A 22,087-nucleotide genomic window follows, 5' to 3' on the forward strand; every position below is an offset into this window, starting at 1 on the left:
CAGCAGATGCGGAACGTTAAGCGCGTCCTATTGGCCGTAGTCATTCTGCTGGTTGTCCTGGCGACGGTAGTGTTCGTGCTGGAAAACCAACAACCTGTCGCTCTGGTCTTTCTTGGTTGGTCAACCCCACCGCTTTCCGTGGCTGTCCCCGTGATCCTGGCCCTGCTGCTAGGGATGGTGATTGGTCCCGTTCTCGGTTGGATTGTGTCTCTGCGTAAAAAGAGCAAAAAGACGATCAAAACTGCCTGAGCCGGACAGCTTTTGAGTTTGTCTCCCCCAAAGATAGCAACAGAAAGAATTTGCAAAACGTTCGAGCCTGATCTGAGCCAGATTCGGCTGTGCCAAACCATTTTTTATGGACTAATTGTGCCTCTACGTCGCTTTGTCGAGGAGGCCTCATGCTTTACCCGGAAATCATTCACCACGGTGCAGTCACGGGGGGCACCGGTTCCTGTCATCAGTTGAGGATGGATGAGAGCAATAGCCTGCTCATCGATTGCGGACTGTTCCAAGGCACTGAAACCAGCACTGGAGGTGGGCGTGGCGCTCACGACCTCGGCATTGACTTCCCCATCGCCGATATAAAAGTACTGATCGTTACCCACGTTCACATGGATCATGTCGGACGCATTCCCTACCTGCTGGCAGCCGGCTTCAAAGGATCCATTCTTTGCACCGAACCTTCCGCTGTATTGCTTCCCTTGGTACTCGAAGACGCCTTCAAGCTCAGCTTCAGTCGTGACCAAAGCAAAGTCGAACGCTACTTGCGACTGATCAAGAAGCGCACAGTCGCCTTGCCCTATAACCATTGGTTCAGCCTGGTCGATACGTCTGAATTGAACTGCAAAGTCAGGCTACAGCGGGCAGGTCATATACTGGGTTCCGCCTATGTTGAATGTGATCTCCAATACCCGGCAACCAGCAAGCAGCGCCGTATCGTATTTTCCGGCGACCTCGGAGCCCCCCACACGCCATTGCTACGACCGCCCAAGTCACCCGAGCGCGCCGACGTTCTAGTATTGGAAAGCACTTACGGAGACCGCATTCACGAAGATCGCAGCACACGGCAAGTGCGACTCGAAGCCGTCATCGATCGCGCGCTTGAAGATCACGGTACCATCCTCATCCCCGCATTCAGCCTGGGCCGCACCTAGGAACTGCTCTACGAAATCGAAGACATCCTCCACCGCAAAAAACTGATCTCGCCCGATCTGGCTCAAAAACAGTCCGCAAGCATCAGTGCCGGACAGCCACTGCCTGTCGATTGGCCACAGCTCCCCATCATTCTGGATTCACCCCTTGCAGGACGCATCACCAGCGCCTATCGAACGCTCAACGATTACTGGGACGACGAAGCCAACGAGCGACTGAAGAGCGGCCGCAAGCCACTTCGCTTTGAGCAGTTGCTGACCATCGAAACACACCAACAGCACCTCCAGACCCTGAACTACCTGACAAGCACCGGCCGCCCGGCAATCGTCATCGCCGGCAATGGCATGTGTTCCAGCGGTCGTATCGTCAACTACCTCAAGGCCATGCTCGGGGACAAGCGGCACCACGTGTTGTTCGTTGGCTATCAGGCCAAGGGTACGCCGGGGGCGGCGATACAGCGGTTTGAGCAGAAGGGCGGTTATGTGGAACTGGATGGGGAGCGGTTTGAAATTCGGGCGGGGATTACCAGCCTGGGAGGGTATTCAGCGCATGCGGATCAGAGTGGGTTGGTCAAGTTTGTGACGGGGATGGCGCAATGGCCGGGAGAAGTGAGGTTAGTTCATGGGGAGGAGGGGGCGAAGAGGGTGTTGGGTGAGGCGTTGGTCGAGCGCTATGGAGCTAAAGAGAGGCAAGTGTCGTTGGTGGTTCCGGTGTGAGCTTGAGATTCATTCAAAAACAGTTTCTTACGACTCAACCCATTGGGTTTAAAAGATTTTTTTGGAATGCGGGACCAACTGTGGGAGATTCTATGTTCCCAGGCAATACGCCGAACCCATGTAGGAGCTGCCGAAGGCTGCGATAAGGCCGGAACGGCCTTCAAGAAATATCTGCATCTACGACCGGTTCCCGGTCGATCGCAGCCTTCGGCAGCTCCTACAGATTTAGCGTGAACCCAATACCGTGTTTGCTGCGCCACAGCGCGGCGTCGAAGACGGGGCGGGATCTCTTATCAAACAGCCTGTAAACCGCTGAAAAATAAAATATAAATTTTAAGTCAAGCACCGATCGACTGTAGGAGCTGACTTGTCTGCGAAGACCATACGCTGCGGTCTTTCAGGCATACCGAGTCACGGCTTTCGCAGACAAGTCAGCTCCTACGCCCTCCGGGCAGAATCGGGATCGTGTTTGCTGCGCGACAGCGCGGCGTCGAAGACGGGGCGGGATCTCCCACCAGATCCGGTGAAGCCCCCAAAAAATTATGTTTTTTAGAGTGCGGTTGATATTATTTTGATATCAAAAACCCAGATAAAAACGGTCAATTACTTGAATTCTGAGGCGCAGTTGGTCCTCTGACGTTAGCAATGTCTTCTTTTAGCTGTAAAATGCCGCGATGTATTGTCTCTGGTCGGGCTCTATCTTGGGCTCGATCTCAATCGGACAGGTCACTCGCTCAAAAGCTCGAGCTGATGCGCTAGCTTTTGCTTCTATGGATTAGACGAGGCCGGCATGCAGCTTTGTCAGACACTCAAAGGTATGAACTTCGCGTGAAAATTCTAGTTACCGGCGGCGCAGGATTCATTGGTTCTGCAGTCATTCGCCACATCATTTCCAACACAACCGACTCGGTTGTGAACGTCGATAAGCTCACCTACGCAGGTAATCTGGAATCGCTTTCTGAGGTCGATCACAGTGATCGTTACGCCTTCGAGCGCGTTGACATCTGTAACCGTGAAGACGTCGAACGCGTGTTCCGCGATCACAGTCCGGACGCGGTGATGCACCTGGCTGCCGAATCTCATGTCGACCGCTCGATCAGCGGCCCTTCTGAATTCATTCAGACCAATATCATTGGCACCTACACGTTGCTGGAAGTGGCCCGTCAGTATTGGAACGGTCTGGACGAAACGCGCAAAGCTGCATTCCGCTTTCACCACATCTCAACCGATGAAGTGTACGGCGACCTCGAAGGTCCTGAAGACCTCTTCACAGAAAGCACGCCGTATCAGCCAAGCTCGCCGTATTCGGCCAGTAAAGCCAGCTCTGACCATTTGGTCCGTGCCTGGAGCCGTACCTACGGTTTGCCAACGCTTGTGACCAACTGCTCGAACAACTACGGTCCGTACCACTTCCCTGAGAAACTGATCCCGCTGATCATTCTCAATGCCCTTGAGGGCAAGCCTTTGCCTGTCTATGGCAAAGGCAATCAGGTGCGTGATTGGCTCTACGTCGAAGACCATGCCCGTGCCTTGTACAAAGTCGTCACCGAAGGAGAGCTCGGCGAGACTTACAACATCGGTGGTCATAACGAGAAACAGAACCTCGACGTGGTCCACACCTTGTGTGCGTTGCTCGATGAGTTGCGGCCTGATTCCGCGTTCCGTCCTCACGCCAGCCTGATTACCTACGTTCAGGACCGTCCGGGACATGATCTGCGTTACGCAATTGATGCGAGCAAAATTCAGCGCGAACTCGGCTGGGTACCGCAAGAGACCTTCGAGTCGGGCATTCGCAAAACCGTCGAATGGTACCTCGACAACCCAGAGTGGGTCGCTCACGTGAAGAGCGGCACCTATCAGCAATGGATCGATACAAACTACGCCTCTCGCTCAGGTAAACCATGAAGATCCTGCTGCTTGGAAAGAACGGCCAGGTAGGTTGGGAGTTGCAGCGCGCGCTCTGTGTGCTTGGCGAAGTGGTTGCTCTGGACCGAAATGTCGTCGACAGCCCGTACGGTCAGCTGTGTGGTGACCTGGCCGATCTCGACGCATTGCGTGAAACCATTCGCGTTGTCAGGCCAGATGTCATCGTCAATGCAGCCGCTTACACCGCCGTCGATAAAGCTGAAACAGAACGTGAGCTGGCACATCGGATCAACGCCTTGGCGAGCCAGGTGATGGCCGAGGAAACCCTGGCACTTGATGGGTTGCTGATTCACTACTCCACCGACTACGTGTTCGACGGCAGTGGCGATCGTCCGTGGAAAGAAACCGATGCCGTCTCGCCGGTGAACCACTACGGCGTGACCAAGCTCGCTGGCGAGCAAATGATTCAGGCGACAGGCTGCAAGCACCTGATCTTTCGCACCAGCTGGGTTTACGGGGCGCGTGGTAATAACTTCGCCAAGACGATGCTCAGGTTAGCCAAGGATCGTCAAACGCTGAGCGTCATCGCAGACCAGGTGGGGGCACCCACCGGTGCGGATCTGCTGGCGGACGTCACGGTATTGGCGCTCCAGAAAGCGCTGGATTGCCCGCAGATCAGCGGCGTCTATCATCTGGCCGCGGCAGGTGAGGTTTCCTGGTATGCCTACGCGCGACATGTGATTGAATTTTCTCGGTCTCAGGGTGATCTTTTGGCCGTGGAGACAGTCGAACCTATCGACACCGCTGCCTATCCGACGCCCGCTCGCCGTCCTCTGAACTCTCGTTTGGATACACAGAAGCTGCGCGACACCTTTTCGTTGCACTTGCCGGATTGGCAAAGTGGTGTAACCCGAATGCTTATGGAAGTTTTGAATAAATGATCACGACTAATCGCAAAGGCATCATCCTCGCTGGCGGTTCAGGCACGCGCCTGCACCCGTTGACCTTGGGTGTGTCCAAGCAAATGCTGCCCATCTACGACAAACCGATGATTTTTTACCCCCTGTCGGTTCTGATGCTCGCAGGCATGCGCGAGATCTTGATCATTTCCACCCCGGAAGATCTGCCTTGCTTCCGCAAACTGCTGGGTGATGGCAGTCAATACGGGATTCAACTGACCTACGCAGAACAACCTAGCCCGGATGGCCTGGCCCAGGCGTTCATCATTGGTGAGGAGTTTATCGGTAAGGATCCATGCTGCTTGATCCTCGGCGATAACATTTTTTATGGTCAGCACTTTTCGGATAACTTGCGCTCGGCCAGCAGCCAAGAGCATGGCGCCACCGTATTCGGGTATCACGTATCCGACCCGGAACGCTTCGGTGTTGTGGAGTTCGATGAGTCAGGTCGCGCCCTGAGCATTGAGGAAAAACCACTCAAACCGAAATCCCACTACGCCGTCACCGGCCTGTATTTCTACGACAACCAGGTTGTGGAAATCGCCAAGAACATCAAGCCTTCCGAGCGCGGCGAACTGGAAATCACCGATGTGAACCTTGCCTACCTCAAACAGAAGAGCTTGAACGTCGAGATGCTCGGTCGAGGTTTCGCCTGGTTGGATACCGGCACCCACGAGTCCCTGCTTGAGGCCAGCCACTTCGTGCACACCATCGAGCATCGGCAAGGGCTGAAGGTCGCTTGTCTTGAAGAGATCGCTTACAACAGCGGTTGGATCACGGCAGAGCAACTGGGAGAGCAGGCTGAGAAACTGAAAAAGACTGGCTATGGTCAGTATTTGCAGCGGTTATTGGACGCAGGTTCCCATTGATCTGAAGTCGTCGATGTTATCGAGCGGAAACCTTCAGACATTGGGAGCAGGTGAGGGCATGCCAGTAGAGCAGTCAAAAATTGCAGTTTTGCTGGCTGCGTACAACGGCATGCTGTGGATCGAGGAGCAGGTTGCCTCGATCCTCAACCAATCGAATGTCGACGTCACGCTGTATATCAGCGTCGATCCGTCTTCAGATGGCACCGAAGCCTGGTGTGCGGCCTATGCTGCCGAACACAAAAATGTGGTGGTGCTGCCTCCGGCTGGTAAGTTCTCGGGTGCGGCGCGCAATTTTTTCCGTCTGGTCCGAGATGTCGATTTTGACGGTTTCGATTTCGTCGCCTTTGCCGATCAAGATGATGTCTGGTACGCAGACAAGCTGGCGCGGGCAACACTGGTTTTGCTGGCCGACGAGTACGATGCTTACTCAAGCAATGTCACCGCCTTTTGGCCCGATGGCAGAACCCTTTTGCTGGATAAGGCCCAGCCTCAAGTCGCCTGGGATTTTCTGTTCGAAGCAGCAGGGCCTGGTTGTACCTACGTCTTCAGTAAAAAAATGGCAGACCAGCTAAAGATTTCCATGTTGGCCAGCTGGGAATCGTTGCAGCTAGTCACCCTGCATGATTGGTATTGCTACGCCTTTGCCCGCAGCCACGGCTATAAATGGTTTATCGACCCAATCCCAGGCATGCGCTACCGCCAGCACGCGCGAAATCAGGTCGGGGCCAACACCGGAATGTCCTCATTCATCGCGCGTTATAAAACGATCCATGATGGTTGGTGGTTTGCTCAGGTTCGGTTGATCGCTGGTCTGGTCGGGAAGGGCAATGACCCGTTTGTCAAAAGCTGGCTGAAATTAGGGCGTTGGCAATTGATGAGGTTGGCCTTGAGCAGCTGCAACTGCCGCAGACGGGCAAGGGATAAGATGTTCTTCTTGTTTATTTGCTGCGCGACGGCTGCTATTGGAAATAAAGCTAAATGAAAGGCCCCAAAATTTCTAATGACATGTCCGGAGACCTTGTACCAATGAAAGCCACACCCCTTGCCATTCCACAGGTCATTCTCTTCGAGCCAAAAGTCTTCGGAGACGATCGTGGATTCTTCTATGAAAGCTTTAACCAAAAAGTTTTTGAAGAGGTGGTGGGACACTCCGTCCAATTCGTTCAAGACAACCACTCTCGCTCTGCAAAGGGCGTGCTGAGGGGGTTGCACTATCAAATCAAGCAAGCCCAAGGAAAACTGGTGCGCGTCACACAAGGTGAGGTGTTCGACGTTGCGGTCGATATACGCAAAAGCTCACCCACATTTGGGAAATGGGTAGGTGCTCACTTGAGCGCCGAAAATAAGCACCAATTGTGGATACCGGAAGGTTTTGCTCATGGCTTTGTGGTGCTTTCAGAAAGCGCGGAATTTTTGTACAAAACCACAGATTATTGGGCACCAGAACATGAGCGAAGCCTGGCGTGGGACGATCCAGCCATCGGCATCGAATGGCCTCACAGTGCGCCTCCCAGCTTGTCGGCGAAGGATCAGGTTGCGGCCCTACTCGAACAAGCAGAACTCTTCGCCTAACGAACCTGATTTTTTTGCGTGATTGATAAAACGCTTAAGAGCGCGGCTAGCTCTAAATATGGCCAGCCGCTTCTTCCCTCTAGCGTGCGCTAGACTGGAGGCGAAAATCTTCCGCAAGTCTACAAGCCAAAAACTTGGCATTCTGTCGTAACTCTGGAACTGCCGTAGCCTCCCAAAAGTCGGCTTTTAGCATTGGACCTACGTAGGATAACCATGAGGATGCAACCCCTTCGGCACTTTTTACAGCCAGACGTCCGTCAACACGCAGCCCCAAACCATGAGGGTCGGGTTGCACTAGCCCCTCATCACGTAGCTGAACAATCAGGCGGTCATTGACACGATGTAGATTCGAATTAGGGCCGGTACAGTTGATAACCTGCGCTACATCGATCTGCTCGACGCTCTGCCCACCGCGCCGCTGGATACTCACCCGCAAACCGTCAGCGCCCAACTCCATAGCCCTGATCCGACCAGCTATAGGCTTGATACGCCCACTCGCCAACGCCTCTTGAAGACGCTCATAAGTCTCGGGTGCAACACGATGACGGTGCACATCCCAATACGGTTGAAGGTGACGCAAGAAGCGACGACGCTCATTTTCCGACAGTCGCATCCAAAGTGCTGGTGTGGCTGACCGCAAGGCCGCGAGCAAGTCTCGCCAGTCAATGCCATCATTGGCACTCGCCTTAATCTGTTGACGAATTTCGCGAAGGTAATTAGTCACCGTAGGCGGTACGCTCAGTAACTGTTCACTAAACCCAGCGGCAGGGGCTGCACCGCCGCGGTGGGGGCGGTGGGCCAACGGAAGTAACCCACGTCGTGACAACATATAGATGGGGCCATGATTTGTCTGATTGAAACCCAGAGCTACGTCCAGAGCCGTCAGCCCAGATCCCAGCAACAGTAAAGGCTTCTTTGTTTCAGACAGCACTCGATTACCTTCCCAAGGATCTTGCTGGTAGCGCCCAGCTAAAATCGCTGGCGCCACACCTGGAGGATCAAGAGGTGCAAAATGTCCGAAGGCCAGTACCACTTGGTCAGCGCTCAATACCTCACCGTTTGCCAACTCAACGACTGCACCGTTTTCATTCGGCTGCAGACTATGTACCTCAGTCGATAAACGCTTCAGCGATACATCACGACAATTGCGCTCGGCAGCATCCAACATCGAGGCCAGGTAATCACCATAGAGTTTGCGCGGCACAAATGAAGAAGCAAGGACACCCGGAAGTCTGCTCTGACAAAAACTCAAGAACGATTCCGGCTCATCAACCAAGGCCGTCATATTGCCAACCGGCACATTCAACAAATGCTGGGAGCTACTGGTGCCGTAAGCTAAACCCCGCGCCATAACTCCCGATCGATTGATCAGAACAACGCTCACTCCTGGCGGGCTATGCTTCAAAAACTGAATAGCCGTGATCGCCCCACTGAAACCCGCCCCAATAATCACGAGGGTTTTCATGCGAAGCCTCGCTCGTCCAGGTAGGCCAGAATCTTTCCTACAGCCATTGGCAAGTCATCAACGAGAGTATTGATGCAGATATCTGGATCAACCGGACCTTCGTAAGCGGAATCAATACCAGTGAAATTCTTAATCGCCCCCGAGCGCGCCTTACCGTACAGCCCTTTAGGGTCTCGCCGCTCGCATTCCGACAGAGGGGTATCAATGAAAACTTCGACAAAGGCCTTATCACCTATCACGTTACGCGCCATGGCACGATCACGCTGGAACGGCGATATGAATGCGGTTATCACAATGAGGCCAGCGTCCACAAATAACCGGGCGACCTCGGCGATCCGCCGTATATTTTCCTCCCGATCCGTATCGCTGAATCCAAGATCGCGGCACAACCCCATACGCACATTGTCACCATCAAGCAGATAGGTATGCCGGCCCCGCTCGACCATCGCCAACTCTAGCGCATTGGCAATGGTCGACTTGCCAGCACCACTAAGGCCGGTTAGCCATAAAGTGACCGGTCTCTGCCCTTTCACAAATGCTCTCGTTGAGGCGTCTACGACAGAAGGTTGAAAAATCAAATTTTTGTTCACTATCCGGACATCTCTTGAAAGCAACTGATCCATTAAGCCCACCTACCGAGAGATGAGCTTTACGTTTACCGTAACATCTCTGGCATAGAGTTTGTAGTGGTCAACTAGTCCAAGACCGCTCGTCAAGTTTTTCCTCGGCGACTGCTGACGCCAGTCGGGTGCCTTGGCGACAAGATCAGCTTCGGTTCTGCTCGATAAAGGTAAGGGGCCGGCGAACACACCTTCCGAGCCCGGCCGATAAGGGCGATTGTGTCCGCGTATTTTTAAGCGGACGCAATTACCCTTAACGCCAGGATCGCCATGCGCCAACGTAAGTCCTACCCGAAATCCTTCAAAACCCAAGTCGTCCAAGAGTGCGAACAACCCGGTGTTTCCGTGGCGGCTATTGCGATGAGGCACGGTATCAACGCCAATGTCGTTCGCCGGTGGATACCGCTTTATCGTGATCAACAGGCAGTCGCGCTGCCAGCCTTCATTGCTTTGAAAGTCGAACCAAAACGAAAGACCGAAGCGTCGGCGATCATTGAATTACCGCTCGGTCAGCAAACGCTCACAGTGAAATGGCCAACTTGCGATCCCGAAGGGTGCGCCCGCTTCATCCGGGGGCTTGCCCTGTGATCCGCATCGATGCCATCTGGCTCGCCACCGAACCGATGGATATGCGAGCGGGTACCGAGACTGCGCTGGCCAGAGTGATCGCGGTGTTTGGTGCGGCGAAGCCGCACTGTGCTTATCTGTTCGCCAATCGCCGCGCCACTCGCATGAAAGTGCTGGTGCATGACGGCTTCGGAATCTGGCTGGCTGCTCGCCGGTTGAACCAAGGCAAGTTTCACTGGCCAGGCATTCGCCATGGCTCTGAGATGGAGTTGGATGCCGAGCAACTTCAAGCCTTGGTGCTGGGCCTGCCATGGCAACGCGTGGGTTCCGGCAGCGCGATCACACTGCTTTAAAGGCCACCATTAGCCTATCGGTCTATCGCTGTGAATTGCCCGCTCTGGCAAAATCCGCAGCATGACTTCTTCGCCCAATCTCGACCAAATGTCTCCCGACCAACTGCGTGCCTTGGCAGCGCAGTTGCTGTCGCAGGTCGACACTATGGGCAAGAAGATCAACCGCGACCAAACGGTGATCGAGAAGCTGACCCACGAGATCGCACAACTCAAGCGCTTGAAGTTTGCCAAGCGCAGCGAGCAGTTGAATCCGCAGCAGGCCAGCTTGCTCGATGACTTGATCGATACCGATATCGCGGCGATTGAAGCAGAGCTTCAGGCCTTGCAAGCAGTGCCAGCGGCGACCGAAAAAAAGCAAAAACCTAAGCGCACTGCGTTGCCGGCAGAGTTTCCACGCACGTTGATCCATCACGAGCCCGACAATACTCACTGCCCATGTGGCTGCGCACTGAAACGCATCGGTGAAGACGTCAGCGAGAAGCTGGACTACACGCCCGGCGTGTTTACCGTTGAACGCCATGTCCGTGGCAAGTGGGTGTGCGATGACTGCGAAACGCTGATCCAGGCCCCCGTTCCGGCGCAGGTCATCGACAAGGGCATCCCGACCGCCGGGTTGCTGGCCCATGTCATGATCGCCAAGTTTGCTGACCATCTGCCTCTTTACCGCCAGGAATCGATTTTCGGTCGGGCTGGCTTGGCAATTCCGCGTTCAACCTTGGCTCAATGGGTTGGCGTTACTGGCGTGCAGTTGCAGCCTCTGGTCGATGCGCTGCGCGACGTAGTGCTCGGGCAGCTGGTCATCCACGCCGATGAAACACCGGTTCAGATGCTCGCTCCGGGCTCAAAGAAAACCCATCGCTCTTATGTCTGGGCCTACGCCACCAGCCAATTCTGCGAAACAGCGGCAGTCGTTTACGACTTCAGCCCCAGCCGCGCCGGTGAGCATGCTCGCAACTTCCTGCAAGGCTGGAAGGGCAAGCTGGTCTGCGATGATTTTGGTGGTTACAAGGCCAGCTTCGAACTCGGTGTGACCGAGATCGGCTGCATGGCCCATGCGCGGCGCAAGTTCTTCGAACTGCATGCCACCAACAAGAGCATGCTCGCCGAGCAAGCCCTGCGCTACATCCAGTTGCTTTACGAAATCGAAAGTGAAGTCCGCGACCTGGAACCGGATTTACGCCGTCGAATACGGCAAGAAAAGGCTGTGCCTGTGATGGATGCACTGCATGCCTGGATGATCGCCCAGCGCGATCTCGTGCCCGAAGGTTCAGCTATCAGCAGAGCACTGGATTACAGCCTGAAACGCTGGGCAGCTCTGTCGCGCTACCTCGATGACGGGGCCGTACCCATAGACAACAATTGGGCCGAGAACCAGATCCGACCATGGGCTCTTGGACGCAAGAATTGGCTCTTCGCAGGGTCGTTACGCAGCGGCAAGCGGGCGGCAGCGATCATGAGCTTGATCCAGTCTGCGCGGCTGAATGGCCATGATCCGTATGCCTATCTGAAGGACGTTCTCACGCGACTGCCGACGCAGCGGGCGAGTGAGATTGACGAGTTGCTGCCGCATAAGTGGCAGCCGGTCTAATTACGCAAGGCGTGATGCCCGGACGCATACCGATAAAGTCCAGCCCACAACTCTGCGTGTACAAAAATCCAAGACGGCGGCCAAGTAATATCATTTTCCCAGCGCCCAGATATAGGTTATTTCGCCATACCACACCTAATTAGGTGCCGACACCTCAAATTGGCGACTCAATACGTTCAGCATATTCAGCGGCTCAACCGTCGCTTCTTGTAGATCCGTGAGCCCAGTTGCCTGCTGATCAGCTTCAGCTCTGGCATCAGTCTACGCGCCTTGAATCGACCAATCTGCACTCTATCCTTCAGCATCATGGACATAATGCTGCTACAAGCAGAGCGCTGCGATTTTGCGTAAAAAACTCGTTCACACGAAAGCGCAATCGAAGCCGTTAACCTTTGGAGGGCTTGGGTCAGGTGGTGAGGGCGTATTTCAGCACATTTGGGGACTTGTTCGGAGAGTCCTTAAAAGCAGCTATGGACGTCTTTTAGAAGTGACAGCTCGACTCCTCAATTTCCGGGGCTTGTGCGGCGGGAGGCGCGGGATATGGCTACCGGTGCCTACGCGGTGCAAAACATTGATAAAACCGGTAAACTAACCAGCTTCGCTGCAATATCAGAGCTTTACTCCCCACCATGGAAAGAGCGTTCAAACTTGTGCCGAGTCATCCGCCCCCCGCCGCCGCCACACCCATGAGCAGGCCCGCGGCAGCCTCCGGGTCCGTGGCTATATTGCTGTGTACTTTTAATGGCGAAAGCTTTCTCAAGGAGCAGCTGGACTCGATCGCAGCTCAAAGTCATAAGCACTGGGTGGTGTACGCATCGGACGATGGCTCAACGGTTGAAACGCTTGAAATTCTGCAGCACTATCGTGATGCTTGGGGCGATGATCGCCTGCTGATCAGCCAGGGACCTCAGCGTGGCTTTTCGAACAACTTCTTGTCCGTTCTGGGCCAGGCATGTGGTCATCATGCGTATTACACCTTTTGTGATCAGGATGACCGCTGGCACCCCACAAAGCTGCAAAGAGCCCTGGATTGGCTGGAGCGTCAATCTCCCGAGGCGCCATCGCTTTATTGCGGTCGCACTCAGATTGTCAATGTCATAGGGGAAATCACTGGTTTGTCCCCATTGTTCAGGAAGCGCCCAAGCATTCGAGAATGCGCTGATGCAAAACCTGGCAGGCGGCACACGATGCTGATCAACCAAGCGCCCTGTTCTTTACTGAACAAAACCCCTTCCGATACGCCACTGGTATGCCATGACTGGTGGGCGTACTTGTTGATTACGGGCTGCGGCGGGGACGTTTACTACGACCCCACGCCGACACTGGATTATCGCCAGCACACTCAAAACGTCATCGGTGCCAAAACTTCGATCAAGAGCCGCGTGGCTCGCCTCAAACGCATGTTTCAAGGCTCATTCGGCGAATGGAACGCCAAGAACATAGCTGCGCTGACTGCTCTCTCTTCCCATTTGACCCAGCATAACGCGGTGAGCCTTATGCGTTTTGAACAGGCTCGCAACGCTCCGCTTATCAGCCGGATCAAGCTAATGGTCGCCAGCCGCTTTTATCGACAAACCCTGATGGGCAACCTCGGCCTGGCATTGGCAGTTCTGATCAAAAGGATCTAGTGATGAATACCCCCTTAGGGATGATGCGCCGGCAGCCCCCCAAGCTGTTCAGCCGTCTGCCGGTAAAATATTGACGTCGTCCTGCACAGATGCCATCGCCTTATCATTTTCATTCGTTTGGATATTTTAATGAGTGTTCCGCAAAAGACATCAAGCCTGTATGGCCTTTCCAAAAACTTGATATTGCACCGCCATCTGATTTTCCAGATGACCAAGCGTGAAGTTGTTGGCCGCTATCGGGGCTCGGTACTGGGCTTGCTCTGGTCGTTCCTCAATCCTCTTATGATGCTGAGCGTCTATACGTTTGTATTTTCCGTTGTATTCAAATCGCGCTGGGGAATTGCACCTCCTGGCACCGAAGAGAGCAAAACCATGTTTGCGATCATGCTGTTTACCGGCCTGATCGTGCATGCCGTGTTCGCGGAAGTCATCAACCGCTCTCCGGGCATCGTGTTAAGCAACGTCAATTACGTCAAGAAAGTGGTCTTTCCTCTGGAAATCCTGCCAATCGTATCGCTGGGAGCTGCCCTGTTTCATAGTCTGGTCAGCCTGGCCGTCCTGATCCTGGCCTACGCGATCTTTCAAGGGGTTCCCCATTTGAGCATTCTGCTGGCCCCGGTTGTGATGCTGCCCCTGATCATCCTGACGCTGGGCTTTGCGTGGATCCTGGCATCCCTGGGGGTCTATCTGCAGGATGTGGGACAGACCACCGGCATCATCACCACGGTCATGCTGTTTCTATCGCCGGTCTTTTTCCCCTTGCATTCGCTGCCCGAGCAGTATCAGACCATTATCCTGCTCAACCCATTGACCTTCATCATCGAACAGATGAGGGAAATTCTGGTTTGGGGAAGGATGCCTGACTTCATGGGATTGGGAGTCTATTTGATTGTTTCACTAATCGTCGCCGCTGCCGGATATGCGTGGTTCCAGAAAACAAGATCGGGTTTCGCTGATGTCCTCTGAAATGATTACCGTAGTTGAGTCCGTGGCACAAACGCCTGCTGCGCCGCTGGCAATTCGTGTTGAAAACCTGAGCAAGTGTTTTCATATCTACGAACGCCCACGCCAGCGCCTGCAGCAACTGGTACTCGCCCCGCTTAAAAGTCGCCTAAAGGGTTCAACCGTCAAGTACTACCGAGAGTTCTGGGCGCTTAAGGACATCAATTTCGAAGTATCTCGCGGCGAGACCGTGGGCATCATCGGGAAAAACGGCTCCGGCAAATCCACCTTGTTGCAGATCATCTGCGGGACTCTGGCAGCCTCCCAAGGCTCGGTAGAAGTCAATGGGCGGATTGCCGCCTTGCTGGAACTAGGCTCTGGCTTCAATCCAGACTTCACCGGCAGGGAAAATGTTTATCTCAATGGCACGATACTGGGTCTATCCCGCCAGGAAATCGAAGACCGGTTCGCGGAAATCGAAGCCTTCGCTGACATTGGCGACTTCATAGATCAACAGGTCAAATCCTATTCGAGCGGCATGGCGGTGCGCCTGGCGTTCGCAGTGGCGATCAACGCCGATCCGGAAATCCTCATCGTTGACGAGGCGCTGTCTGTAGGGGACGAACTGTTCCAGCGAAAATGCTTTTCCAGAATTGAAGCCATTCGCCAGAAAGGTGCGACCATCCTGTTCGTGTCCCATGCCGGCAGCGCCATCGTCGAACTCTGCGACCGGGCCATTCTGCTCGATAGCGGCGACAAGTTGACAGAGGGAGCTCCCAAACAAGTCGTCGGCAACTACCAGAAGATGCTGTACGCCGCGGCAGATCGCCGGGCGATTATTCGTCAGCAGATCATCGCGGGGGAAGTTCCCACAGGCGTGAGTGCGGAGTCCGAGGCCCCCGCGCCTCTGGAGATCGAGCATACCATTGAGGAAAGTTTCGACCCTGACCTCAAACCCCATAGCACCATCGAGTACGAGGACAAGGGTGCACGGATTCGAGATGCCGGTATTTATACGAAGTCTAACGTTAAGGTTAACAACTTAGTCCGTGGACGAAGCTATTTGTACCGCTACATCGTCGATTTTGCCGACACCGCCGAGCGGGTTCGATTTGGCATGCTGATCAAGACGGTGAGTGGCGCAGAACTGGGCGGAGCAGTTTCAGCACCATCGACTGGAGAGTCAGAAGAGTGGGTCGATGCTGGCACTAGCGTGCATGTGCAATTTGAGTTTGCCTGCAATCTCACCACGGGCTTGTACTTTCTGAACGCCGGCGTAACGGGCATCTCCGATCAGGTCGAGACCTTTTTGCATCGTTCTCTGGATATTGCCGCGTTCCGTGTTATTGCAGAATCGAGCTGCTTGGCCACAAGCATCGTAGACTTCCACTGCATGCCAACGCTGAAATTTGTTCAAGGCATTTGACGTCATGACTACCAAGAAAATAATCATCGTGCTGGGGATGCATCGTAGCGGCACCAGCGCCCTGACCCGTGGCCTCAGCACCATGGGGGTCGCCTTGGGCGATACACTTCATCCGGCGGGTCCGGATAACCCTACCGGATTTTGGGAAGACAGTGATGTCATTGCCATCAATAACCAACTTCTTGGTCATCTCGGCTCGGCACACGATCGCATGGGCGTGGTCGATGCTAATTTGTTCGATAACCCTGAAGTTCAGCAGACTTACGAGACCGCCAAGGAGCTGATTGCGCAAAAGACGGCTTCAACCCTTATATGGGGCATGAAGGATCCGCGTATAACAAGACTGCTGCCGTTCTGGAAAAAGTTGCTGAGCGATCTCGGATTTGACGTGGGCTATGTAATTGCCTTGCGCAACCCGTTGAATGTTGCGGACTCGCTGGCCGTGCGTAACCAGCTTGAACCCATCAAGTCGTACATGCTCTGGCTGGAGCATATGTTGCAAGCCGTGGCTTATACGCCGTCAGAGAAGCGTCTGTTGGTGGGGTATGACAATCTTTTGAGTGACCCTTACAAGCAGTTGCAGCGAATTTCCGTAGCGCTTGATCTCACCCCGCCAACGCAAGAGCAGTTTGACGCATACGCAGATGAGTTCTTGGACAAAGGGCTGCGACATGGTCAGCACGACGATAAGAAGCTGCTCAACAGCGATATTGAACCACCTCTGTTGTCGCAGGCTTATCAACTGCTGCGCGAATGCGCGCTCGATCGGTTAGCGATCAACAGTGTCGAGTTCGAAGAGCGCCTTGCGCCATTGATGTCGACGCTGCGGCGGATGTTGCCGATGCTGCAATTGGTATCGAAATCCGAGGCCGCCACGATTACTGCCAATGAAGGAATCGTAGCAAGGGACCGGCAGCTTAATGAGACTGCAGCCCAGCTTGAAGAGGCAACCAGAATCCGGATTGCGCTGCAGGCGCAGGTCAAAGACCTAAGCGCTGAGCGCGATGATCTCAAGGTGGATCTGGCTGAGCTAAAAACCAGACATAATACGCTCAGGAAAAAGCTCGAAGACAGTCAGGCTGCTCATGATCTCGTCCTTGCTCAGAAACAATCGCTCGATATTTCTTTGAGTGAGCTGACTTTCTCGCACGATGTCGCTCAAAATGGCCTCCTGAGTGTCCGCGAGCAGGTCAAAATCCTCAGTAACGCATGGACGGCTTTTTTTGGTTCACGCACCTGGCGATTGATTCGCCTGGTCGGCAAGGGTAAAAGAACGCCGGCCATCAATTTGTCCAATGGTATTGAGTTCGATAAACGTTTTTATCTGGACGCCTATCCAGATGTTAAAGCCGCAGGTATTTCGGCCCGGGAACACTTTCTCGGCCGCGGCCTTAGCGAAGGCCGCATGGGTGCCGCTGAACTGCATTTGCAGCAGATGATGCCAGTCAGCGATGAAGCCATCGCTAAATCTGGGGCCGAAGCGATTCATCAGGCTGAACCTGAAGTTGTTGATGAACAGGGCAGCAGCTTTGAAGGGACTTTCGATTCGGCCTTCTATCTCGCCGTGTACCCCGATATTGCCGATTGCGGCATGGATCCCGAGCAGCATTTCCGGGAGCACGGCCAATACGAAGGCCGTATTGGGTCGGTTCCCAAGGTTGCACTGAGTCGCGCGATCGAATCACAAGACAACGGCAAGCAGACAGTTTTGCTGGTCAGTCATGAAGCGTCTCGTACAGGTGCGCCTATTCTGAGCCTCAACATCGCTCAGCGACTGACAGAGCGGTTCAATGTCGTGGTGATGCTTTTCGGCCCCGGCCCTCTGATTGACTCTTTCCTTGAAGCGGGAGCGATTGTCGCCGGCCCTATCGATCGCCATGACCCGGTCATCGCACACCGGGTCATCAATGAATTCCTGGACAAGCATCGCATCGATTTCGCAATCGTGAACAGCCTGGAATCCAATCTGGTTCTCAAGCCATTGGCTGATCGCTACATTCCGGCTGTCAGCCTCATTCACGAGTTTGCGGTATATAGCCGACCTCGTGTCGCGATTCAAAATGCGTTGTTGTGGGCAAGCCAAACCGTATTTTCGGCAGATGTGACGCTCGAAAGTGCCACGCTGGTACTACCGCAATTGCGCGATTGCACTGTACCCGTCCTGGCGCAGGGCAAGAGTGTCGTGCCGGGCGAAGCCCAGGACCTGGCTCAAGTCAATGCTGAAAAATCGCGGCTTCAGCACGCTATGCGACCTCTGCATCAGGACGCCGATACCATCGTCATCCTAGGGGCAGGACGCGTACAAGTACGCAAAGGCGTCGACATTTTTATCGAGTGCGCTACCCGAGTTCTCAACTCCCCTATTGGAAGCAAATGCCGCTTTGTCTGGATTGGCGACAACTACAATCCTGATGTGGATATTGCTTATTCGGTCTACCTATACGATCAGATTCAACGCAGTGGCATCGCCGAGCAGTTCACGATCATTCACGAGACAGCGCAGATCGAGGAAGTCTACGCGATGAGTGATATGTTGCTGCTGAGTTCCAGGCTCGACCCCCTGCCCAACGTAGCCATTGATGTGATGATGCGTGGGCTTCCCGTTCTGTGCTTTGACCGAACAACGGGTATCGCTGACATTCTCAAGCGCAATAACCTCGAGCAAGACTGCGTAGCACCTTACCTCGATACCGGCAGCATGGCTGACAAGATCATTCGCCTGGCCTCTTCCGATAGCGAAAGAGCCCGCGTTGGTGAGGAGGCGAAAGTCCTGGCCGCGCGCGAGTTCAATATGTCCGACTATGTTGAAAAACTGGTGGACATCGCCGCCCGCCAAGGCGAGCTAAGTCAATTTGAAAGACTTGACGCTGCCACGATCGAAGAGGCGGGTGTGATTGACATGGATTACTACTCGCCAGCGAGAGTGGTATTGGAGGATGAATCCTCCGCAATCCGCCGCTACGTGCGTTCGTGGTCGCGCGGCGTACTTCGTCGCAAGCTGTTCCCGGGGTTCGATCCAGCCATCTACCAGGAGCTGAATGCAGATGTTGTGGGGCAACACGATCCCCTTGCCCATTTCCTTCGAGCAGGTCGGCCGCAAGGGCCCTGGAACGTGGAAAGCCTTGCATGGAGTAAGTCTTCCTTGCAATCAGGCACACACAAGGTTCTTTTGTTTGTCAGTGTGGCGTTACCTGATCAGCTGCTGGCAGTACTCGATCATCTCGACATCGACATCGACATCGACATCGAGGTCATCGCCCTGACGACTGATGAAGCAAGTCGACTTTCCATCAGGAGTGCACTGGAGAAGGAGCATCACCTGCCGATTAAAGTGCTGTTGAGTGAACGGGGTCCGCTGTCCACTCTTTTGACTTATCTGGCAGATATTCGCTATCAGGAATTCGACATCATCGGACACCTCGATCTGCATGCAGAACCTGTTGATACTGACTTTACGACCCATCACGCCTATCACCGATACCTGATTGAAAATATGATCGGTGGCGAGCATCTGGCCTTACGAGCAATTGTCGGAAAATTGACTGAAAGGAACACCAATTCTCCGATAGGACTTGTGTTCCCCGAAGATCCAAATATCAACTACCTGTCGCAGGACTCGGTACTGGCCGCAAGCCTTTGCGAAGTCATTGGATTGCAGGCCGCCCAGTATGAGCATCAGCCTTACCCTGTGAATGGCGTATTCTGGAGCACCCCTGTCACATTATCGAATCTGATCAGCGAACTCTCAGGCTGGAAGTCGGTTTTCAAAGGGCTGCATCTGTCCCCGGAAGTGGAAGATCGAGTTTTGGCTCGCCTGTTGCCTCAGGCCTGTGCAAGCAAGGAAATGCTTGTTGCCACGACGGTCGTTGCCGGCGTCACTTACTAACTTTTAATGCAGTCGATTGAATGAGCGAATTGAGCAAAGCGTTACGTGACAAAGGTAGCCGGATGAAGCAATTGGCAATCAAGGTTGGCCAAGGTGTATATGCGCGAGCCTACATCAGGGTCAAGGGAGCATCCTTGGGCTTCGATCCGGTTTTCTACCTTAACCAGTATCCGGACATAAAGAACGCTGGCAGCGATCCGTTTAGCCACTACGTTTTCCATGGGCGCAAAGAGGGGCGAATTGGCTACTCACCGGTACTGCAAAGCGGTATCGAGATAGCGCAGCTGGACCCTTCACGTGAAACCGTGATTGTTGTCAGTCATGAAGCTTCCAGGACTGGGGCGCCGATCCTTAGCCTCAATTTGATCATGATGCTGAAACTCCGGTACAACGTTATCGCGATGGTCTTGGGCGGCGGCGAACTGACAGCGGAGTTCAAGGATTCGGGCGCTATATTTATCGATTCGACAGGGCTTCGCTTCAACCCTGATCACGCACGCTTGCTGATCGACAAAATCTGCAGCCTTAACAAGATCAAGTTCGCCTTGATCAATAGCGTCGAGTCCCGTGTCGTACTGCAAGGGTTGGCTGCCAACTTCGTTCCGACGATCAGCCTGATTCACGAGTTTTCCGCCTATACCCGTCCCAAGACAGCTTTTCTCGAGACGATGTTCTGGTCCACCCGAACGGTATTTTCTTCGTCGGTGATTCATCAAAGCGCCGTCAGAGATTTTCCGAATCTGGCTGGCTACCCGGTGCACATACTTCCCCAAGGGCGTTGCGAAGTCACCTTCGCCGACACCGACGAAAAGGAGGTGGCGCAGGAAGAGGAGCGACTCAGAGCTATTTTCAGAAAACTGAAAAATGGCAATAAGCGAATAGTCCTTGGCGCCGGAATGGTCCAGTTGCGCAAGGGCGTGGATCTGTTCATTGATTGCGCCACTCGTCTCCTTGAAAGAGGAGACATGGAGGGCTTGCATTTCGTCTGGATTGGCAAAGGGTATGATCCGGAAGGCGACGTTCAATACTCGGCGTATCTCTACGATCAGGTTTTGCGCGCTGGCTTGGAAGAGCACATTACTTTTATTCCTGAAACCTCGGCGATTCATGTCGCTTACGAGGAATCTTCGGTGGTATTGATCACATCGCGCCTTGATCCATTGCCCAACGTGGCCATTGACGCGATGAGCCTGGGCATACCGGTGCTTTGTTTCGAGAAAACCACAGGTGTCGTAGATTTCCTTGATAGCTGTGGCCTTCGAGAATCTTGTGTTGCACGCTATCTGGACGTCACGGACATGGCCCAAAAGCTGGTTGCCTTGATGGCCGATCAGGCGGCAGTTACAACGATCGGAGAGACACTCAAGCTGACGTCGGCGCGTACGTTTGCCATGCAAACGTACATACAGGGGCTGGAGACAATTGCAGAGGCTACAGTCGCTCAGGCGGAGCAGGAAAAACTCGACTACACAACGATTGAGCAATCTAAAGTCTACCGAAGTGACTTCATCCCGCGTTATCACAGGGCTGCTTCCGACTTCGATACGTTGAGAATGTATTTCAGGTCCTGGGCAAGCAACGGAAAAGAGCGGAGGCTGTTTCCCGGCTTCCATCCAGCGGTATTTGCGGAGCAATATAGCGGCTATACGATTGGCCAAGACCCGCTCGCCAGCTATCTCCGTGCGGGCCAACCCGCGGGCCCATGGGTTCATGAAGTGCTGACTCCGGCATCCCCGATCGTGGGAAATGTGGAGGGCGGCCGGATAGCACTGCATGTTCATGTGTTCTATGCTGATTTGTTCGAGCAAATGCTCAATTGCCTGTCGATCAACAAGGTGCGGCCTGACTTGTTCCTGAGCGTGCCGAACGAGGAGGTCAAGACGGCGCTGGAGTCAATAAGCCATCAGTACTCCGGCAGCGTGGTTGCAATTGAGGTGGTCCCCAATAAAGGCCGCGACATTGGTCCTTTCTTGAACGCATTCGACAAACGCCATCTGCGCGACTACGACATTGTCGGCCACTTGCACACCAAGAAGAGCAAGGACCAAAGCAATCCAGAAGTCGGCAGTGTCTGGTACGATTTCTTGCTCGAAAACCTGTTGGGCAAAAAATATCCTATGGCCGATGTAATTACTTCCAGAATGCTGGCCGATACGCGCATGGGTATGGTATTCGCCGATGACCCACATATCGTCGACTGGGGCAAAAACCGCCCCTTCGCCGAAGCGCTGCAGGCGCGTCTTGGATTGAAGTCGCTGCCGGAAAACATCGTGTTCCCGGTAGGATCCATGTTTTGGGCCCGGACTGAAAGTCTTCGGTCGCTAGACGCATTAGAGCTGTCCTGGTCCGACTATCCGGCTGAGCCGCTGCCATACGATGGCAGTATGTTGCATGCTCTGGAACGCTTGTTTCCAATCATCGTGCAAAACAATGGCTATGACATTGCATTGACTAACGTCGAAAATATCACGAGATAAA

General features: G+C 54.0%; 16 protein-coding genes and 1 pseudogene. 15 read left to right on the forward strand and 2 right to left on the reverse strand.

Going from position 1 to position 22,087, the window contains the following annotated elements:
- The first annotated feature begins 6 nt into the window (after positions 1 to 6).
- The 7 genes and pseudogenes from AC1MEE_RS01880 (at position 7) to rfbC (ending at position 7,134) form a co-directional block, all read left to right on the forward strand.
- A complete protein-coding gene (locus AC1MEE_RS01880; RefSeq protein WP_480413526.1) occupies positions 7 to 249 on the forward strand; it encodes a LapA family protein in 243 nt (80 codons plus the stop codon).
- A 149-nt stretch (positions 250 to 398) separates the two neighbouring features.
- A pseudogene (locus tag AC1MEE_RS01885) lies at positions 399 to 1,868 on the forward strand (MBL fold metallo-hydrolase RNA specificity domain-containing protein).
- An 828-nt stretch (positions 1,869 to 2,696) separates the two neighbouring features.
- A complete protein-coding gene (gene rfbB, locus AC1MEE_RS01890; RefSeq protein ID WP_480413527.1) occupies positions 2,697 to 3,773 on the forward strand; it encodes a dTDP-glucose 4,6-dehydratase in 1,077 nt (358 codons plus the stop codon).
- On the forward strand, positions 3,770 to 4,675 hold the full coding sequence (gene rfbD / locus AC1MEE_RS01895) for a dTDP-4-dehydrorhamnose reductase (protein ID WP_480413528.1): 906 nt from the start codon (positions 3,770 to 3,772) through the stop codon (positions 4,673 to 4,675). Before rfbB ends, rfbD begins: the two co-directional genes overlap by 4 nt.
- Positions 4,672 to 5,562 carry a glucose-1-phosphate thymidylyltransferase RfbA gene (rfbA, locus tag AC1MEE_RS01900; protein ID WP_480413529.1) on the forward strand — a complete coding sequence of 297 codons (891 nt, stop codon included), beginning with the start codon at positions 4,672 to 4,674 and terminating at the stop codon, positions 5,560 to 5,562. Before rfbD ends, rfbA begins: the two co-directional genes overlap by 4 nt.
- A 58-nt stretch (positions 5,563 to 5,620) precedes the next feature.
- A complete protein-coding gene (locus AC1MEE_RS01905) occupies positions 5,621 to 6,544 on the forward strand; it encodes a glycosyltransferase (protein ID WP_480413530.1) in 924 nt (307 codons plus the stop codon).
- A gap of 44 nt (positions 6,545 to 6,588) precedes the next feature.
- A complete protein-coding gene (gene rfbC, locus AC1MEE_RS01910) occupies positions 6,589 to 7,134 on the forward strand; it encodes a dTDP-4-dehydrorhamnose 3,5-epimerase (RefSeq protein ID WP_480413531.1) in 546 nt (181 codons plus the stop codon).
- Positions 7,135 to 7,213: 79 nt separating this feature from the next.
- Here rfbC and AC1MEE_RS01915 read toward each other — a convergent pair whose 3' ends face one another.
- Positions 7,214 to 8,599, reverse strand: coding sequence for an FAD/NAD(P)-binding protein (locus AC1MEE_RS01915; RefSeq protein ID WP_480413532.1), 1,386 nt, complete (start codon positions 8,597 to 8,599; stop codon positions 7,214 to 7,216).
- The gene (cysC, locus tag AC1MEE_RS01920; protein ID WP_480413533.1) at positions 8,596 to 9,222 is read right to left on the reverse strand and encodes an adenylyl-sulfate kinase; all 627 of its coding nucleotides are present in this window, start codon (positions 9,220 to 9,222) and stop codon (positions 8,596 to 8,598) included. The genes AC1MEE_RS01915 and cysC overlap by 4 nt, the downstream gene beginning before the upstream one ends.
- Before the next feature lie 267 nt (positions 9,223 to 9,489).
- Here cysC and tnpA point away from each other — a divergent pair, with 267 nt between their 5' ends.
- From tnpA to AC1MEE_RS01960, 8 genes are all read left to right on the forward strand, one after another.
- On the forward strand, positions 9,490 to 9,807 hold the full coding sequence (gene tnpA, locus AC1MEE_RS01925) for an IS66-like element accessory protein TnpA (protein WP_480411503.1): 318 nt from the start codon (positions 9,490 to 9,492) through the stop codon (positions 9,805 to 9,807).
- On the forward strand, positions 9,804 to 10,139 hold the full coding sequence (gene tnpB, locus AC1MEE_RS01930; RefSeq protein ID WP_480411502.1) for an IS66 family insertion sequence element accessory protein TnpB: 336 nt from the start codon (positions 9,804 to 9,806) through the stop codon (positions 10,137 to 10,139). Before tnpA ends, tnpB begins: the two co-directional genes overlap by 4 nt.
- Positions 10,140 to 10,200: 61 nt before the next feature.
- The gene (tnpC, locus tag AC1MEE_RS01935) at positions 10,201 to 11,727 is read left to right on the forward strand and encodes an IS66 family transposase (RefSeq protein WP_480411501.1); all 1,527 of its coding nucleotides are present in this window, start codon (positions 10,201 to 10,203) and stop codon (positions 11,725 to 11,727) included.
- Positions 11,728 to 12,443: 716 nt separating this feature from the next.
- Complete coding sequence (locus tag AC1MEE_RS01940) at positions 12,444 to 13,355, forward strand: glycosyltransferase family 2 protein (RefSeq protein ID WP_480413534.1); 912 nt, start codon at positions 12,444 to 12,446, stop codon at positions 13,353 to 13,355.
- 129 nt (positions 13,356 to 13,484) lie between these two features.
- Positions 13,485 to 14,321 (forward strand): ABC transporter permease, encoded by an 837-nt coding sequence (locus tag AC1MEE_RS01945; protein WP_480413535.1) that lies wholly within the window; start codon positions 13,485 to 13,487, stop codon positions 14,319 to 14,321.
- A complete protein-coding gene (locus tag AC1MEE_RS01950; RefSeq protein WP_480413536.1) occupies positions 14,311 to 15,723 on the forward strand; it encodes an ABC transporter ATP-binding protein in 1,413 nt (470 codons plus the stop codon). Before AC1MEE_RS01945 ends, AC1MEE_RS01950 begins: the two co-directional genes overlap by 11 nt.
- 4 nt (positions 15,724 to 15,727) lie before the next feature.
- Positions 15,728 to 19,609 (forward strand): glycosyltransferase, encoded by a 3,882-nt coding sequence (locus AC1MEE_RS01955; RefSeq protein WP_480413537.1) that lies wholly within the window; start codon positions 15,728 to 15,730, stop codon positions 19,607 to 19,609.
- Positions 19,610 to 19,629: 20 nt separating this feature from the next.
- Positions 19,630 to 22,086, forward strand: a complete 2,457-nt coding sequence (locus AC1MEE_RS01960) for a rhamnan synthesis F family protein (RefSeq protein ID WP_480413538.1) — start codon at positions 19,630 to 19,632, stop codon at positions 22,084 to 22,086.
- The last annotated feature ends 1 nt before the right edge of the window (position 22,087 follow it).

It is taken from the genome of Pseudomonas sp. ASL3 (assembly GCF_056680425.1).

Excerpts from the sequence above, each read along its gene's own strand:
- AC1MEE_RS01880 (WP_480413526.1), top strand. The coding sequence starts at position 7 with ATGCGGAACGTTAAGCGCGTCCTATTGGCCGTAGTCATTCTGCTGGTT.
- rfbD (WP_480413528.1), top strand. The coding sequence starts at position 3,770 with ATGAAGATCCTGCTGCTTGGAAAGAACGGCCAGGTAGGTTGGGAGTTG.
- rfbA (WP_480413529.1), top strand. The coding sequence starts at position 4,672 with ATGATCACGACTAATCGCAAAGGCATCATCCTCGCTGGCGGTTCAGGC.
- AC1MEE_RS01905 (WP_480413530.1), top strand. The coding sequence starts at position 5,621 with ATGCCAGTAGAGCAGTCAAAAATTGCAGTTTTGCTGGCTGCGTACAAC.
- rfbC (WP_480413531.1), top strand. The coding sequence starts at position 6,589 with ATGAAAGCCACACCCCTTGCCATTCCACAGGTCATTCTCTTCGAGCCA.
- AC1MEE_RS01915 (WP_480413532.1), bottom strand. The coding sequence starts at position 8,599 with ATGAAAACCCTCGTGATTATTGGGGCGGGTTTCAGTGGGGCGATCACG.
- cysC (WP_480413533.1), bottom strand. The coding sequence starts at position 9,222 with ATGGATCAGTTGCTTTCAAGAGATGTCCGGATAGTGAACAAAAATTTG.
- tnpA (WP_480411503.1), top strand. The coding sequence starts at position 9,490 with ATGCGCCAACGTAAGTCCTACCCGAAATCCTTCAAAACCCAAGTCGTC.
- tnpC (WP_480411501.1), top strand. The coding sequence starts at position 10,201 with ATGACTTCTTCGCCCAATCTCGACCAAATGTCTCCCGACCAACTGCGT.
- AC1MEE_RS01945 (WP_480413535.1), top strand. The coding sequence starts at position 13,485 with ATGAGTGTTCCGCAAAAGACATCAAGCCTGTATGGCCTTTCCAAAAAC.
- AC1MEE_RS01950 (WP_480413536.1), top strand. The coding sequence starts at position 14,311 with ATGTCCTCTGAAATGATTACCGTAGTTGAGTCCGTGGCACAAACGCCT.
- AC1MEE_RS01955 (WP_480413537.1), top strand. The coding sequence starts at position 15,728 with ATGACTACCAAGAAAATAATCATCGTGCTGGGGATGCATCGTAGCGGC.
- AC1MEE_RS01960 (WP_480413538.1), top strand. The coding sequence starts at position 19,630 with ATGAGCGAATTGAGCAAAGCGTTACGTGACAAAGGTAGCCGGATGAAG.